Below are 13429 nucleotides of genomic sequence, written 5' to 3'. Positions count from 1 at the left end.
ACTCTAAGGCATGATAACTACCTTCTATACTACCGGCTACGATAGGCTTCACCCCCTTACTGTTTAAAATGCTTTATTTTTATTTCCTTACTCTAAAGAATCACCTAAAATCCGTACTTCCCGTTCTAGGATGACTCCAGAGTGTTGGTTAACCTTGTCAATCACATAGGCTACTAGGTCTTCGTAATCTTGTGCTGTCCCATTTGCGACATTCACCATGAAGCCTGCATGTTTTTCAGATACTTCAACACCACCGATACGATGACCTTTCAAGCCAGCCTCCATAATTAATTGACCCGCAAAATGTCCCATAGGACGTTTAAAGACTGAACCACACGACGGATATTCCAAGGGTTGTTTCAACTCACGTAAATGAGTCAAGCGTTCCATTTCTTGCTGAATAGCCGTATGATTCCCAGGTTTTAAGGCGAATTTTGCAGATAAAACAATCGCTCCATTTTCTTGCAAAATGGACGAACGATAGCCAAATGTCAATTCTCGAGCATCCAGCGTCTCAACATAGCCTTTCGGTGTTAAAATTTGAGCAGAGACCAAAATATGGGCAATCTCTCCACCATAAGCTCCCGCATTCATAAAGACTGCTCCGCCAATACTTCCAGGAATCCCACAAGCAAACTCAAAACCTGATAAGGAATGGTGGGCTGCAACCTGAGTTGTCTGAATCAAATTAGCTCCTGCTTCTGCCTCAATCGTATAGCCTGAAACAGTAATGCTATTTAACTTGTCCATGCGAATCACAAAGCCACGAATTCCTCCATCACGAACAATGATATTACTTGAGTTTCCTAATACCATCCAAGGAATCTTTTCCTCATTGGCAAAGGTTACAATCCGTACCAACTCATAGCGATTCCGAGGAAAGGCCAAGTAATCCACCTTACCACCTACTTTTGTATAGGTATATTCTTTTAAAGGCTCATTAAATCGAATATCGATTTCAGCCAAAGCTGTTCTTATTTTTTCTTTCATCCTAACTCTCATTTCAAACTACATTCAGTCCATTATACCAAAAATCCCAGTAGAAAACGATAAAAAAGGAACAAAAGGAGAATTTCCCTGTTCCTTTTTGAAAATCTTATCTTGATTCTGTACGGACACCTTGGCGATCCACCGACAATACGACACACTCTCCATCTAAGGAAAGAGAATCTATAGCTTCTTTGATAGCTTGTTCTTTGTCCTTACTTGCTAGAATCATGACGGTTGGCCCTGCTCCAGATAGATAGGTTGCATAAGCTCCTAATTCATGCCCTAACTGACGAATAGGATAGAACTCCTGAACCAGTTTTTGACGAAAAGGCTCATGGAACATATCGGCTTCAATGGCTTTTCCTGCTTCTACTAAGTCACCTGTTAGCAATGCCGCAATAGCTACATTAGCAATAGAGCTTGCTGCAACAGCTTTTTTCGATGAAAATTGTGTTGGCAAGACACCGCGACTCTCGCTCGTGCGCAAGGGATAGTTCGGAATAAAGGCAACAAAACTAGCTTCTGGAAAATCCGTTACAATCTTTGCAACTTTTTTATTGACATAACTGGAGATGACCAAATTCCCAAAAATCGCAGGCGCCACATTATCCGGATGTCCTTCGATTTCTGTCGCCAAACGCAGTTTTTCATCATCTGTCAACTCTAAATTAGCTAATTGATTCGCTAGTTCAATTCCTGCTACGATGACAGAACTAGAGGAACCAAGTCCACGCGCGAGTGGAATATCGCTCGTCATCCGCACATGATGTGGCTGCAAGTCTGGATAAACCTTCAAAGCCGTTTTGATGAGCAGATTGTAGCGATCAGAAGGCACAAATTCCAAATCATGCTCGACAAACCATTCCTCCTGCGGTTTAACAATATCAATCGTTAGATATTTTGATAGCGCAACACCGACTGAATCAAATCCTGGTCCAATATTGGCACTGGTTGCTGGTACGATAATCCTCATCTTATTCCCCTAACACTTTAAAGGTATTCTGAAGCATAAAATCTGCAGCTTCTGCTAAGGTGCTTGTCACACGTTCTAACTGAGTTTTACTCATGCTATGGGTCACGACAACGAGATGTGCCTGTTCACCGTCAGAAGCCTGTTGGAGAATTTGCTTGAAGGAAATTTCTTCCGCATTGAAAATCTCAGCCAATTGGAGCAAGGTCCCATTTTTGTCTGGTGCCAAGATAGAGAAATAATACTCACTACGCACATCACTTGGGGCTGCAATTTGGAGTGGACGAGAGAATTCATTAAAGGCTTTCCCAACTGTTTCATCTTTCAAGCGACGAACAATACGAATAATATCTGCTGTTACACTAGCTGCTGTTGGTTTTTGACCAGCTCCTGGACCATAATACATAGATTGACCAATTCCGATTGACTCGACAAATACGGCATTCATTACGCCATTGACACTTGCCAAGGGGTGTTGTTTTGGCAAGAAGGTTGGTGACACTTCAGCTGACAAACCAGAGGCTGTTTCCCTAATATCGCCAACCAATTTGATAACATAGCCCAATTCCTGTGCTACCGCTACATCATCTGGTGAAATAGTCGAGATTCCCTTATGCTCAACATTGTCAAAATCAATCGTCATTCCAAAACCAAATTGACTGAGGATGACTGCTTTGTAGGCTGCATCAATTCCTTCAACATCATTGGTTGGATCAGATTCCGCATACCCTAATTCTTGAGCTGTTTTCAAGGCTTCTTCATAGGTCCATCCCTCGTCTACCATTTTAGTCATCATAAAATTCGAGGTACCATTTAGGACACCTAGGATACGGGTTACTTTATCAGATACCAATGAATTTGACAGGGTACGCAAAATAGGAATACCGCCCGCAACAGCTGCTTCATAATACAGTGCGACATTGTTCTTCTCAGCTAAGATCCGCAATTCACTTCCATGAACTGCCAATAAATCTTTATTAGCTGTGACAACATGTTTTCCAGCCTCCAAAGCGCAACTAATAAAGGTTTTGGCAGGCTCAATCCGTCCCATCAATTCAACAACAATCTGAATATCCTCGTCAGCTAAAATCTCATCTACATTTGTCACAAAATAATAGTCGTGTCCTGCTGCTTCTAAGCGTTCTTTTTCCGCATCGTCTCGTACCAATACTTTTGCAATTTCAATCGTATCTTGAGCAGCTTGCTGAATCTTCTCAGCGTTTTCCTTCAGCAGGAACGGAATCCCACTTGCTACCGTTCCAAATCCTAACAATCCAATCTTTACTGACATACAAACTCCTTATAAAAGTATTTTTATTATTATAGCAGATAATGAGAGAAATTGGCAAAAAATTTGATATAATAGAGGCATATCGAAAATTAGTAGAATGACACTCTAGTCCGTCCAACTATCGCTATCTCGTTGGGGTATTTTTCCTACAAGACAGGTCTGTTGAAGGATGACTAGATAGATGAAAAAGGAGGTTGTCATGGTAGCACAGAGAAGCCGATCCCGTCGTAGAAATGGAAAACGTCAACAGCGTAGAAAGAACCTTTGGGGTATTTTTCTGACTCTAACCGCTATCTTAGCCATTTCTCTCACCCTCTATCTCAAACGTGATTGGCTCTTTGCGGGCACCACGTCAACTCCATCATCAACAATTCAAACCAGTCAGACAACAAAAGAGACACTTGACTCCTCATCAACCAATCATGATACAGCTACCACTGCTGATAAGGAGAATATGGTCTGGGAAAAACAAGAAGCTCCCGTCAGAATACCGATTCTCATGTACCATGCTGTCCATGTCATGGCTGCTGAAGAAGCTGCAAATGCTAATTTAATTGTTGATCCAACTACCTTTGAGAGCCATTTGAAAGCCTTACAAGAAGCAGGCTATTATACTCTCACACCAGAAGAGGCGTACAAAATTCTAACTGAAAATGTCCTTCCAAAAGGTAAGAAAGTTGTCTGGCTTACCTTTGATGACAGCCTTTGGGACTTCTACCGTATCGCCTATCCCTTGTTAAAACAATACAATATGACTGCAACTAATAACGTCATTACAGGTGTTACTGATACACAACCAGACCATTTGACATTGGAACAAATCAAAGAAATGAAAGGCATGGGCATGTCCTTCCAAAGCCATACTGTCAATCATCCAGATTTGGAATATAGCACACTCGAAGCCCAAGCAACCGAGCTAAAAGACTCGAAAGATTATTTAGACCGACAACTGGATCAAGACACCATTACAATCGCCTATCCAGCTGGACGCTATTCTGAGCAGACCATCAAAACGGTTGAGAATAACCACTACAAGCTAGGGGTAACGACCAACGAAGGTCTTGCTTCCGCCGCAGATGGACTACTCACTTTAAATCGCATACGAATTCTTCCTGTCACAACTGCTGACGTATTATTGCAAACCATTGAACAATAAGCAACGACAACCACTAAGGCAATTTCTTAGTGGTTGTTTTTCTTTGTAGTCATACTATCGCTAGAGAAAATCCTTTTTCATGGGAAGTTGGACTCAATCGTCATTTCTTAGAAATCAATTCCCTTCACTCATTCATTTTTGAATTTGGGTTAGAATGATTCATTAGATGATCCTTGCTAAACTCAGCTATCAATAGTCACTTCTCTGACTTTCTTTCAATCTTGGGTATCAAACACAGTTACTTAAACTACATTCGAAGCTTAAAAAGCACACATGATGACAAACAACTACTGTGTCAATCTGTTTTTACGAACTTTGGTAAGAGAAGCTGGACTTTCTGCCCAGCCTCTTTCACTTATATCAGTCAATCACTCGGCTTTCCGCAACTTGCTTATACCAGTAAGCGCTTTTCTTGGGATAGCGTTCTTGAGTTTCGAAATCAACATAGAATAGTCCATACCGCTTTTCATAGCCATTTGACCAAGAGAAAACGTCCATCAAGGACCATAAGAAATAGCCTTTGACATTGGCACCGTCAGCAATTGCATCTGCAATAACTTCTAAATGCTGTTTCACATAATCAATCCGAGCATCATCATAGACCGTACCGTCTACAAACTCATCTTTATAGCCCAAACCATTTTCTGTAATATAGATTTTTTTATAATTTGGATACTGGGTTTTCACGCGCATAATCTGATCATAAAGACCTTGCGGATAAATCATCCAATCCCAATCGGTCCTTGGGACATCTACATCAAATTCTCTGCGACCAACACCCTTGATCTGGTACTTAGAGCCACCTTTTTCCCCTTTGCCATTGTGGGTAATTTCTGTTTCTTCAACATCATCTCCTCTCATCCAATCACTCATATAGTAATTGATTCCAAGGAAATCATTTAAATCCTTTGCAGCCTGTAAATACTCAAAATCTTCATCCAGTAATTCGAGTTGACCTCCATTTACTGCTAGTATTTGGTCAACCCCTTGCATCGTCTCATCTGAATACTTTCCAAGGTAAGTCGCATCTAAAATAAAGCGATTGTGAATAATATCTTCTAACTCTGCCGCCCGAACATCGGCTGGATTTTCAGGATTGTAAGGATATTTTGTCGGTAAAGCATGGACCACCCCAATCTCGCCTGCGTAGCCCTTATCTTTAAAGAGTTTGACTGCACGTGCATGAGCCACCATCATATTATGGTGAGACTGAAAAACTTTTTCAAGATTATACTGAATCCCTGGTGGAAATTTTCCGACCAAATACTGTCCATCACCAATCGGCCCAATCTCGTTAAAGGTTGTCCAAAATTTGACTTCTGGAAATTCTGCAAAGCAGAAGGCAGCATACTCTACAAAATAATCAATCGTATTGCGGTTCAAGAAATCACCTTGAGAATGCAGTGCCTCTGGTGTATCAAAATGATGTAAGGTCACAAAAGGCTCTACATGTCGTTTGTGGCATTCTGCAAACAAACGATGATAAAACTCGACTCCCTTTTCATTTACCTCACCATATCCCTTTGGAAAAATGCGAGACCAGGCAATGGAAATCCGAATACCATTCACTCCGAATTGCTCTGCCAATTCCAAATCAACTGGATAGCGATGATAAAAATCACTAGCAGGGTCTGCACGGTACCAATAATTATCTTCTAAATATTTATCCCATGCAACAGGCCCCTTACCATCTAGCTTAGTCGCTCCTTCTGCTTGATAGGCTGCTGTCGCTCCACCGAAAATAAAATCTTGCGGTAATTGTTTCGCCATACTTCACTCCTAATTTTCTAACTGTTGCTGAACAAAAGCAAGAGCTCCCTTACCGTCACGCGTTAACTTAATGTACTCAGCCCCTTCTGTTTTCGCCAATCGAATATTTAGCGCATCTGTTTCTTGTTTCATATCGGCATAGTTTGAAGCCACTTGAGGCGCAAGAATAACTAGGTCATATTCTGGTAGAATCTCACGGTGAGCACCATAACTTCCTGCCGCAGCTGTTACAGGTACGCCATATTCTTTTGCTGCTTTGGTGAGAGCATTGGCCAATAAACCACTGGTTCCACCACCTGCACAGAGCACCAACACATTGGTTTCCTTGGTGATTGTCTTATCAGACAACTGACGTTCAAGAATAGCATCTGCTTTTGCAGTATTAAAATTCGCTGCTACTTTTTCATGAAGCTGATTATTTTCCTTACCTGCTTTTTCCTCAGCTAAAATTTGGTGGTCATACACCTTTAAGAATGGATAGTAAATCACAATATCTACTACGACCAACAAGGCAGCAAGGACAAAGGCTAGAGGTGCAAAGTTCGTTCCCATAATGATACCCAGTGGTCCAGGTGTTGTCCACGGTAAGTTAACACTAAAACTGTTCATGCCCAATGTATCAACAAAGAATTTGAAAATCCAAACATTGACAATCGGCGCGAAAATGAAAGGAACAAAGAAAACAGGATTCAAAACAATTGGCGCTCCAAACAAAATCGGCTCATTGACACCAAAGAAGGTCGGAACAACGGAAGCACGTCCAATCGCCTTATTGCGCTCAGATTTACAAAACCACATGAACATGAACGGTACGACTAATGTTGCTCCTGTACCACCCATGGTAACAATAAACATCTGTGTACCAGAAGTAAGCACTTTATCCGCATGTTGTCCTGCTTGTAACAATTGAAAGTTCGTTTCAATATTGGCATAGGTAATTGCTGCAATGGCAGGCTCAACGATAGATGGACCATGAATTCCGACAAACCAGAAGAGGGCATAAGCACCAAAGATAATCGTAATTCCTAAGTATCCGTCTGCTGCTGTAAATAATGGCTCAAAGAGTTTTAAAATCGCTTCAGCTACGCTCGTTCCAACAGCATGACGAATTCCCAAATCAATGGAATAGATACCTAAAATAGTAATAGCGTACGGAATAATGTCCTTAAATACTTGCGAAATATTTGGCGGTACTTCCTCTGGCATCCGAATGGTGATATTATTTTTTACACAAACTCGATAAACATTTACTGTCACAAAAGCGGCTACAAAGGCTGTTAACAAACCTTTTGTCCCCATATAGCCATTTGCAAAGCCACCTTCAATACCATCTGAAGCAAGGAGCAAGAAGGCTGAGATAGCCGCAATCATGGTCGAGATAAAGTTGATTTGATTTGTTTTAGGCAAATCACGGTTGATATTATCTGTCAGAGATTTTGCGGTTGTCCCCGCTACTAATACTGCCACAATCCCCATGGTATAACCATAAGGCTTCATGATCATAGCGACTGCTTCATCCGACCAAGTAAAACCAAAAATATTTGGCACAAAAGCAACTAATAAGAAAATACTTGAAAATAGAATAGCTGGAATAGCTGCTATAAAACCATCACGAATGGCACGCAAGTAGATATTCCGTGAAATTTTCTCAAAAAAAGGCTTCCCTCTTTCAATTTGTTCAATCAGTTTATTCATGATTTACTCCTCTTTTATACAATTCAAGCATGTGTGACATCATATCTTTCAACAATAAGGTCGTCATCAAGTGATCCTGACCATGCATAAGCGTCACACTAAAGGCCAAGTCCTCTCCTTGAGCCTCTTTTTGCAACAGACTCGTCTGCGCATGGTGCGCCTCTACAATACATTCATTTGCTGCAGCAATCAACTGCTCAGCTCGAGCAAAGTCGCCTTGTTGAGCTGCTGTCAATGCCTCCAATAATTTGGATCTGGCATCTCCTGCAAAGGCAACAATTTCAAAACCAAGTAGGGTAATTTCTTCTCTATTCATTCTATTTCCTCCTTTTTTTCCTGTATAGAGATATTATAGTAGACGCTGAATATGAAGGACAATATATAATTTTTCTCCTTCGTTTGAACACATGCCTAATTCTGTCGTAATTAAATCATGTATTCGTGTCCCTAAACGATAAGCCTTTGGGTAAGCAATCTGCATGGTAGCTCCCATATCTTCCAGAGAAGAAGTCGAATCCTTTTCCTTATCAGAATAGCGAATAAAGTAAGTTAAATGAATCATCAAGCGATCATAAAATTTACTATTTTCTTTTGTTCTCAGAATACCATTGGCAGCTAATTCTTTTTCTACCGAAGCTAGTACCATTTGTAAGGTTTCAGCTTTTAAGGCTTCCTCAGCTGGTTTGTTACCCTTAGCATTGATAAAATGTAAGGCAATTCTTCCTAGCTCATCTTCTGGAAAATCCCTCAGTATTTTTTGTCTAAAGATAGACAGAGCTTCTTTCGCCATTTGATATTCTACTGGATAGGCTTGCATCATATCAGCTAACCTGTTTTCTTGATAGGTTTGGTCTAAAACCGCTTTATAAGCACAATAGATATGCGTCGTCAGGGTAATATAGATATAATCTTGGACGGGATAATCATACTGATGAGATAGCTGATCAATCAGCTGATAGGTTACGGAAATAAAATCAAGTGGGATGTCTTTTAATAACATCAAGAAATGGTCTTTTGATTCGGAACTTTTTAATGAAAAGATTTTTTCAATCTTGTCAGCATTCACAATATCCCCTTTTTTCTTTTGAAAAGCAAGACCTATTCCCATCACTACTGACTGCTCTCCTCGCTCGTTTTTAACTAGAGCCGCATTATTATTTAAAGGTTGTACAATTCGATACATGTAAATGATATTCTCCTTTATTTTTAAAATACAAAAGACCACAAATGAAATGAAGGATTTTCCCTCATTCATCTGCGGTCTTGCCTAATTTTCTTAGTTACAATCCACTCTATAAAAACTAACGAAACAATTATATCATGAAACAGCATCCTTGTAAACCTTTACATTTATTTAGATGATGAAACTCTTTCTTTCCAAGAATGTGCAGTCTTTTCTAAAACAGCATTGAGCGATTCGATATTTTGACGGCCCTCTGTACGCAACCATTCTCTTGCAGCTTCTTCTCCTTGTTCCATATAGATTTGAACAGAATCAGCCCAAGTAGCACGACCGCATAGTACACCATTGAAAGCTGCTCCAGATTCGTGTGCAAATTCCAAGGTTTCTTGGAAAAGACTGGCAGATACCCCTGCACTCAAATAAATATATGGAAGAGAAGTTGCTTCATCTTGCTGTTTAAAATAAGTTGCTGCCTCTTCTTTCGTATAGGCAATCTCATTTCCCTGCGCAAAGCCTTCTACATAAGCCATGTTAACAGGTACTTCAACCTTCAAAACATCTATTCCAAAACGTTTATCAGAGAAAATACTCATCGCTTCAATCACTTTTCGCGGTTTTACCTTGGCATAAGCGATACTACCTGCATCCTCTATCGTTTCATCATAACTCAAAATTTCCAAGAAAAATGGCAGACCTTCGGCAGCACACTCTGATCCAATGCGCTCAATATAGGCATGTTTCTGCAAATTCACATACGGATCTCCGTCCACATCGTAGTATAAGAGAAACTTAATGGCATCTGCTCCTTCTTTCTTAAGGCGTTTTACTGACCATTCGACTAGGCAATCTGGTAAACGACTGGTCGTTGTTGCGTCATAGCCTGTTTTTTCATATGCCAGTAATAATCCTGACTGAGAATCACGAATCTGAGCAGCAGGAAGTCCATATTCAGGATCAAGCAGGATAGAAGATGAATATGGTGTCAATTCTTCTGAGACGATTGATTTTAATAATTCAATATCTTCTACTGTAGGCTCAGTTTCCTGATACTTAGCCATCATTTTTTTCAAAGCACCACGCTGATCAAAAGCAAGGGCAGAAATGATTCCCTCTTTATTGCTCACTTTTTCCATTAACGCATATTTCTGTGTCTGTACTGTCATTGTATACTCCCTATTTGTATTTGGCATGACTAGTCATGGTATTCGCCACGATTCCATTTTTCAAGAAATTCATCGAAGAAGCTACCATCTGTTTGCTCTTGATTGATTGTTTCAATTTTTGCCAGTTTTTCAATCAACTGCCGATTCTCTTCAGTAGGCTGATATTCTGCTTGAATAAAGGCATCAATAATATCGCACATCAATAATTCGCCAGTTATCTTACCACCAAAACCGATAACATTCGCATTTAATTCTGTTTTAGCATACAAGGCTGATGTCATATCTCTGACAAGGGCTGAACGAACACCTGGTACTTTATTGACAGCGTTATTGATTCCAACCCCTGTTCCACAAATACAGATTCCCAAATCTGCTTCGCCACTAACAACTGCTTCTCCAACCTTTTTACCAAAAATCGGATAATGAGTTCTCACACTGTCATAGGTGCCACAATCCAGAACATCATAGCCTTGATTTTTTAAATAATTCACAACTGCAATCTTTTCATAGGTTACAATATGATCGCATCCAACTGCAATTTTCATGTTTTTTCTCTCCTTTGTATACAACAGATACTAGCACATTTTATTGAGCATATCGACACGAATTTGGTGACGACCACCATCATAGACGCCTTCTACAAATCCTTTCACGATATTCTTCGCTAATCCTTCACCAACAATCTCACTACCAAGTGTAATGATACGTGAATTATTATGTCCACGCGTCATATAGGCAGAGCGTTCATCTGAAACTTCTGCCGCAATCATCCCCTTAAGTTTGGTAGCTGTCATGAAGGAACCAACGCCGTAGGCATCAATTGCAATACCTAGATTGCCTTCTTGTTTATTTACTTCCTTTGCGATTGCTAAGGTAGTGTCTACAAAATCTTTCCCATCACTAACATCAAGAACGGGATAACCCAAATCTACAAGATAATGATACAGAACATTTTTTAGCTGTACACCTGCTGGATCAGCACCGATAATAATTGTCATTGTTTTCTCCTTGTGTAACGTTGTTTCTTTTTCCGGAAAGATTGTTTTGCAAAACAGTGTAAAAGCAGTTTGCTTTTATGTTTGTATTATATCGAAAACAAAACAAGAAGTCAACATTTTTTGTGTTATTTTTGTTGAAAAACACAACAAAAAAGCAACAATAATGACAACTGTTGCTTTTAACATCATATCAAATTATCATTTGATAAAAATGAATAGATTCATCCGACAAACTGTAGGAACAAGCTCATTCATTACTAACCAAACTGGCTTAGGAGCTGATAACTTCTGTATAGGTCGACAAATAGCGGAGCTCTTCATCCTCTACATCGCTATCACAAATAACTGCTGTCACATCATCTAGGTGACAAAAAGTTGTAAAATCTTCTTTACCAATCTTGGTCGTATCGATTAAAAGGTACTTTTCTAGTGAATGTTGCAAGGCCAATTGTTGAGTATAAGCTTCAGTAAGGGTTGATGTCATGATATCTTTACCTTTAACTGCATTGCTACTAAAAAATATTTTACTAAAGTGCATTTTTTCTAAGACAGTATTTGCCATTTCGCCAACAAATGATTCTGTCACTTGTCGCCATTCACCGCCTAGTAAATACAATTGAAATTGCTCTGATTTCTTGTGTGATAAAATCGTAAAGATAGGGAGACAGTTGGTCATGACCGTCAGTTTCGGATTGTCAATCACTTCTGCTAGACAGGCCACAGTTGTTCCTGGTCCTAAAAAGATTGTATCACCATCCTCAATCAGAGCTGCAGCCTTCTTAGCAATATTTCGTTTGGCTTCAATATTTTGAACATGCTTTTCGGAATGAGAAAATTCTCGTAGCAGAAAGGCTTTATTACTGCGGGCTCCTCCATGAATTTTTGTCAATACGCCCTTTTCTTCTAGCTCACTAAAATCTCTCCTAACCGTCATATCTGTCACATTAAGAGAAGCCACAATCTCTGAAATCCGAACCGTCCCTTTTTTATAGACCAACCGTGTAATTTCCTCTAACCGCTCTTGTTTGTTCATTGTCTTTTCTCCATTTCTTTCTTATTTTCATTATACCAAAAATCTATCAAAATGTTGAAAAAAACAACATCTTATGTTGAAATAGGAAACAGATAATAAAAAACATGAGGTAAATACCCCATGTTGCGTAAAATTGCTACTAGATTATTTCAAAGTAACTGAAGCTCCAGCTTCTTCCAATTTAGCTTTGATTTCTTCAGCTTCTGCAGTTGCAACGCCTTCTTTAACCAATGCAGGTGCTCCATCAACAAGTTCTTTAGCTTCTTTAAGACCAAGACCTGTGATTTCACGTACAACTTTGATAACACCAACTTTTTTGTCACCAGCAGATGTCAATTCAACGTCGAATGAATCTTTAGCAGCTGCAGTATCAGCAGCACCAGCTGCAGCAACAGCTACAGGAGCAGCTGCAGTTACACCAAATTCTTCTTCGATCGCTTTTACAAGATCGTTAAGCTCAAGGATTGAAGCTTCTTTAATTTCAGCAATAATGTTTTCAATGTTCAATGCCATTGTTATTTCCTCCAAATAGTTTTGTTTTTATTAAATAATAGATGGTTGTAGCACTAGGCTACGCGTTGACGCATTAAGCAGCGTCTTCTTTGCTTTCTGCAACAGCTTTGACAGCGTATGCAACGTTGCGAACTGGTGCTTGAAGTACAGACAAGAGCATAGAAAGCATGCCTTCTCTGTTTGGCAATGCTGCAAGAGCTTGGATTTCTTCTTTAGAAGAAACTTTACCTTCGATAGCACCACCTTTGATTTCAAGGGCTTCAGCTGTTTTAGCAAAGTCGTTCAAGATTTTTGCTGGTGCAATAACATCTTCATTTGAAAATGCAATGGCAGATGGTCCAACAAAAATTGATGCAAGTTCTTCAAGACCAGCTTTTTCAGCTGCACGACGTAAGATTGAGTTTTTGATAACCTTGTACTCAACTTCGCTTCCGCGTAAGTCACGACGAAGAACGGTATCTTGCTCAACTGTCAAACCACGTGCATCCACAACTACGATAGATGCTGCAGCTTTCATCTTCTCAGCAACTTGATCAACTAATTCTGCTTTTTTAGCGATAATAGCTTCACTCATTAGTGTTTTACCTCCGTTATTATTTTGGGTTTGAGCTTGTTCCAATAAAAAAACGCGCCAAACCTAGACACGAAAGTACAAATACGTTTTCTA

Annotated in this window: 14 protein-coding genes and 1 other annotated feature (1 of these 15 running past the window's edge); of the genes, 1 reads left to right on the top strand and 13 read right to left on the bottom strand. The window is 39.8% G+C overall.

What is annotated here, in order from left to right; all coding sequences use genetic code 11:
- Window positions 1-87 precede the first annotated feature (87 nt).
- The 3 genes from murB to J5M87_RS04665 form a co-directional block, all read right to left on the bottom strand.
- The gene (gene murB, locus J5M87_RS04675) at window positions 88-990 is read right to left on the bottom strand and encodes a UDP-N-acetylmuramate dehydrogenase (RefSeq protein ID WP_154608575.1); all 903 of its coding nucleotides are present in this window, start codon (window positions 988-990) and stop codon (window positions 88-90) included.
- A 106-nt stretch (window positions 991-1096) separates the two neighbouring features.
- On the bottom strand, window positions 1097-1963 hold the full coding sequence (gene thrB, locus J5M87_RS04670) for a homoserine kinase (RefSeq protein ID WP_154608576.1): 867 nt from the start codon (window positions 1961-1963) through the stop codon (window positions 1097-1099).
- Window position 1964: 1 nt separating this feature from the next.
- Window positions 1965-3251 carry a homoserine dehydrogenase gene (locus J5M87_RS04665; protein ID WP_154608577.1) on the bottom strand — a complete coding sequence of 429 codons (1287 nt, stop codon included), beginning with the start codon at window positions 3249-3251 and terminating at the stop codon, window positions 1965-1967.
- A gap of 199 nt (window positions 3252-3450) precedes the next feature.
- On the opposite strand from J5M87_RS04665, the gene J5M87_RS04660 reads away from it, so the two are divergent.
- On the top strand, window positions 3451-4407 hold the full coding sequence (locus tag J5M87_RS04660; protein ID WP_154608578.1) for a polysaccharide deacetylase family protein: 957 nt from the start codon (window positions 3451-3453) through the stop codon (window positions 4405-4407).
- 360 nt (window positions 4408-4767) lie between these two features.
- Here the strand turns inward: J5M87_RS04660 and lacG are convergent, their stop codons facing one another.
- From lacG to rplJ, 10 genes are all read right to left on the bottom strand, one after another.
- Window positions 4768-6177 (bottom strand): 6-phospho-beta-galactosidase, encoded by a 1410-nt coding sequence (lacG, locus tag J5M87_RS04655; RefSeq protein ID WP_154608579.1) that lies wholly within the window; start codon window positions 6175-6177, stop codon window positions 4768-4770.
- Window positions 6178-6186: 9 nt separating this feature from the next.
- Window positions 6187-7872 carry a lactose-specific PTS transporter subunit EIIC gene (locus J5M87_RS04650; protein ID WP_154608580.1) on the bottom strand — a complete coding sequence of 562 codons (1686 nt, stop codon included), beginning with the start codon at window positions 7870-7872 and terminating at the stop codon, window positions 6187-6189.
- Window positions 7865-8188: a PTS lactose/cellobiose transporter subunit IIA gene (locus J5M87_RS04645; RefSeq protein ID WP_154608581.1), complete on the bottom strand. Its 324-nt coding sequence runs from the start codon at window positions 8186-8188 to the stop codon at window positions 7865-7867. The genes J5M87_RS04650 and J5M87_RS04645 overlap by 8 nt, the downstream gene beginning before the upstream one ends.
- 33 nt (window positions 8189-8221) lie before the next feature.
- Window positions 8222-9055 carry a PRD domain-containing protein gene (locus tag J5M87_RS04640; protein WP_154608582.1) on the bottom strand — a complete coding sequence of 278 codons (834 nt, stop codon included), beginning with the start codon at window positions 9053-9055 and terminating at the stop codon, window positions 8222-8224.
- Between the two features lie 167 nt (window positions 9056-9222).
- Window positions 9223-10218 (bottom strand): tagatose-bisphosphate aldolase, encoded by a 996-nt coding sequence (gene lacD / locus J5M87_RS04635; protein ID WP_154608583.1) that lies wholly within the window; start codon window positions 10216-10218, stop codon window positions 9223-9225.
- A 29-nt stretch (window positions 10219-10247) separates the two neighbouring features.
- Window positions 10248-10763 carry a galactose-6-phosphate isomerase subunit LacB gene (lacB, locus tag J5M87_RS04630; RefSeq protein ID WP_154608584.1) on the bottom strand — a complete coding sequence of 172 codons (516 nt, stop codon included), beginning with the start codon at window positions 10761-10763 and terminating at the stop codon, window positions 10248-10250.
- A 30-nt stretch (window positions 10764-10793) separates the two neighbouring features.
- Window positions 10794-11216: a galactose-6-phosphate isomerase subunit LacA gene (lacA, locus tag J5M87_RS04625; RefSeq protein WP_154608585.1), complete on the bottom strand. Its 423-nt coding sequence runs from the start codon at window positions 11214-11216 to the stop codon at window positions 10794-10796.
- A gap of 271 nt (window positions 11217-11487) precedes the next feature.
- Window positions 11488-12249 (bottom strand): DeoR/GlpR family DNA-binding transcription regulator, encoded by a 762-nt coding sequence (locus tag J5M87_RS04620; protein ID WP_154608586.1) that lies wholly within the window; start codon window positions 12247-12249, stop codon window positions 11488-11490.
- Window positions 12250-12393: 144 nt separating this feature from the next.
- Entirely contained in the window at window positions 12394-12762 is a 369-nt protein-coding gene (rplL, locus tag J5M87_RS04615) for a 50S ribosomal protein L7/L12 (RefSeq protein WP_154608587.1), read from the bottom strand.
- Window positions 12763-12835: 73 nt separating this feature from the next.
- Window positions 12836-13336 (bottom strand): 50S ribosomal protein L10, encoded by a 501-nt coding sequence (gene rplJ / locus J5M87_RS04610; RefSeq protein ID WP_067090582.1) that lies wholly within the window; start codon window positions 13334-13336, stop codon window positions 12836-12838.
- A gap of 37 nt (window positions 13337-13373) precedes the next feature.
- Window positions 13374-13429: a sequence feature (ribosomal protein L10 leader region), on the bottom strand; it runs 73 nt beyond the window's last position.

Source organism: Streptococcus sp. zg-86, assembly GCF_017639855.1.
Taxonomy (GTDB): domain Bacteria; phylum Bacillota; class Bacilli; order Lactobacillales; family Streptococcaceae; genus Streptococcus; species Streptococcus zhangguiae.
This window is presented reverse-complemented; position numbering and strand designations above follow the sequence as displayed.

What these genes read in the sequence shown, in the direction of transcription:
- murB (WP_154608575.1), bottom strand. Translation starts at nt 990, where the DNA reads ATGAAAGAAAAAATAAGAACAGCTTTGGCTGAAATCGATATTCGATTT.
- thrB (WP_154608576.1), bottom strand. Translation starts at nt 1,963, where the DNA reads ATGAGGATTATCGTACCAGCAACCAGTGCCAATATTGGACCAGGATTT.
- J5M87_RS04665 (WP_154608577.1), bottom strand. Translation starts at nt 3,251, where the DNA reads ATGTCAGTAAAGATTGGATTGTTAGGATTTGGAACGGTAGCAAGTGGG.
- J5M87_RS04660 (WP_154608578.1), top strand. Translation starts at nt 3,451, where the DNA reads ATGGTAGCACAGAGAAGCCGATCCCGTCGTAGAAATGGAAAACGTCAA.
- lacG (WP_154608579.1), bottom strand. Translation starts at nt 6,177, where the DNA reads ATGGCGAAACAATTACCGCAAGATTTTATTTTCGGTGGAGCGACAGCA.
- J5M87_RS04650 (WP_154608580.1), bottom strand. Translation starts at nt 7,872, where the DNA reads ATGAATAAACTGATTGAACAAATTGAAAGAGGGAAGCCTTTTTTTGAG.
- J5M87_RS04645 (WP_154608581.1), bottom strand. Translation starts at nt 8,188, where the DNA reads ATGAATAGAGAAGAAATTACCCTACTTGGTTTTGAAATTGTTGCCTTT.
- J5M87_RS04640 (WP_154608582.1), bottom strand. Translation starts at nt 9,055, where the DNA reads ATGTATCGAATTGTACAACCTTTAAATAATAATGCGGCTCTAGTTAAA.
- lacD (WP_154608583.1), bottom strand. Translation starts at nt 10,218, where the DNA reads ATGACAGTACAGACACAGAAATATGCGTTAATGGAAAAAGTGAGCAAT.
- lacB (WP_154608584.1), bottom strand. Translation starts at nt 10,763, where the DNA reads ATGAAAATTGCAGTTGGATGCGATCATATTGTAACCTATGAAAAGATT.
- lacA (WP_154608585.1), bottom strand. Translation starts at nt 11,216, where the DNA reads ATGACAATTATTATCGGTGCTGATCCAGCAGGTGTACAGCTAAAAAAT.
- J5M87_RS04620 (WP_154608586.1), bottom strand. Translation starts at nt 12,249, where the DNA reads ATGAACAAACAAGAGCGGTTAGAGGAAATTACACGGTTGGTCTATAAA.
- rplL (WP_154608587.1), bottom strand. Translation starts at nt 12,762, where the DNA reads ATGGCATTGAACATTGAAAACATTATTGCTGAAATTAAAGAAGCTTCA.
- rplJ (WP_067090582.1), bottom strand. Translation starts at nt 13,336, where the DNA reads ATGAGTGAAGCTATTATCGCTAAAAAAGCAGAATTAGTTGATCAAGTT.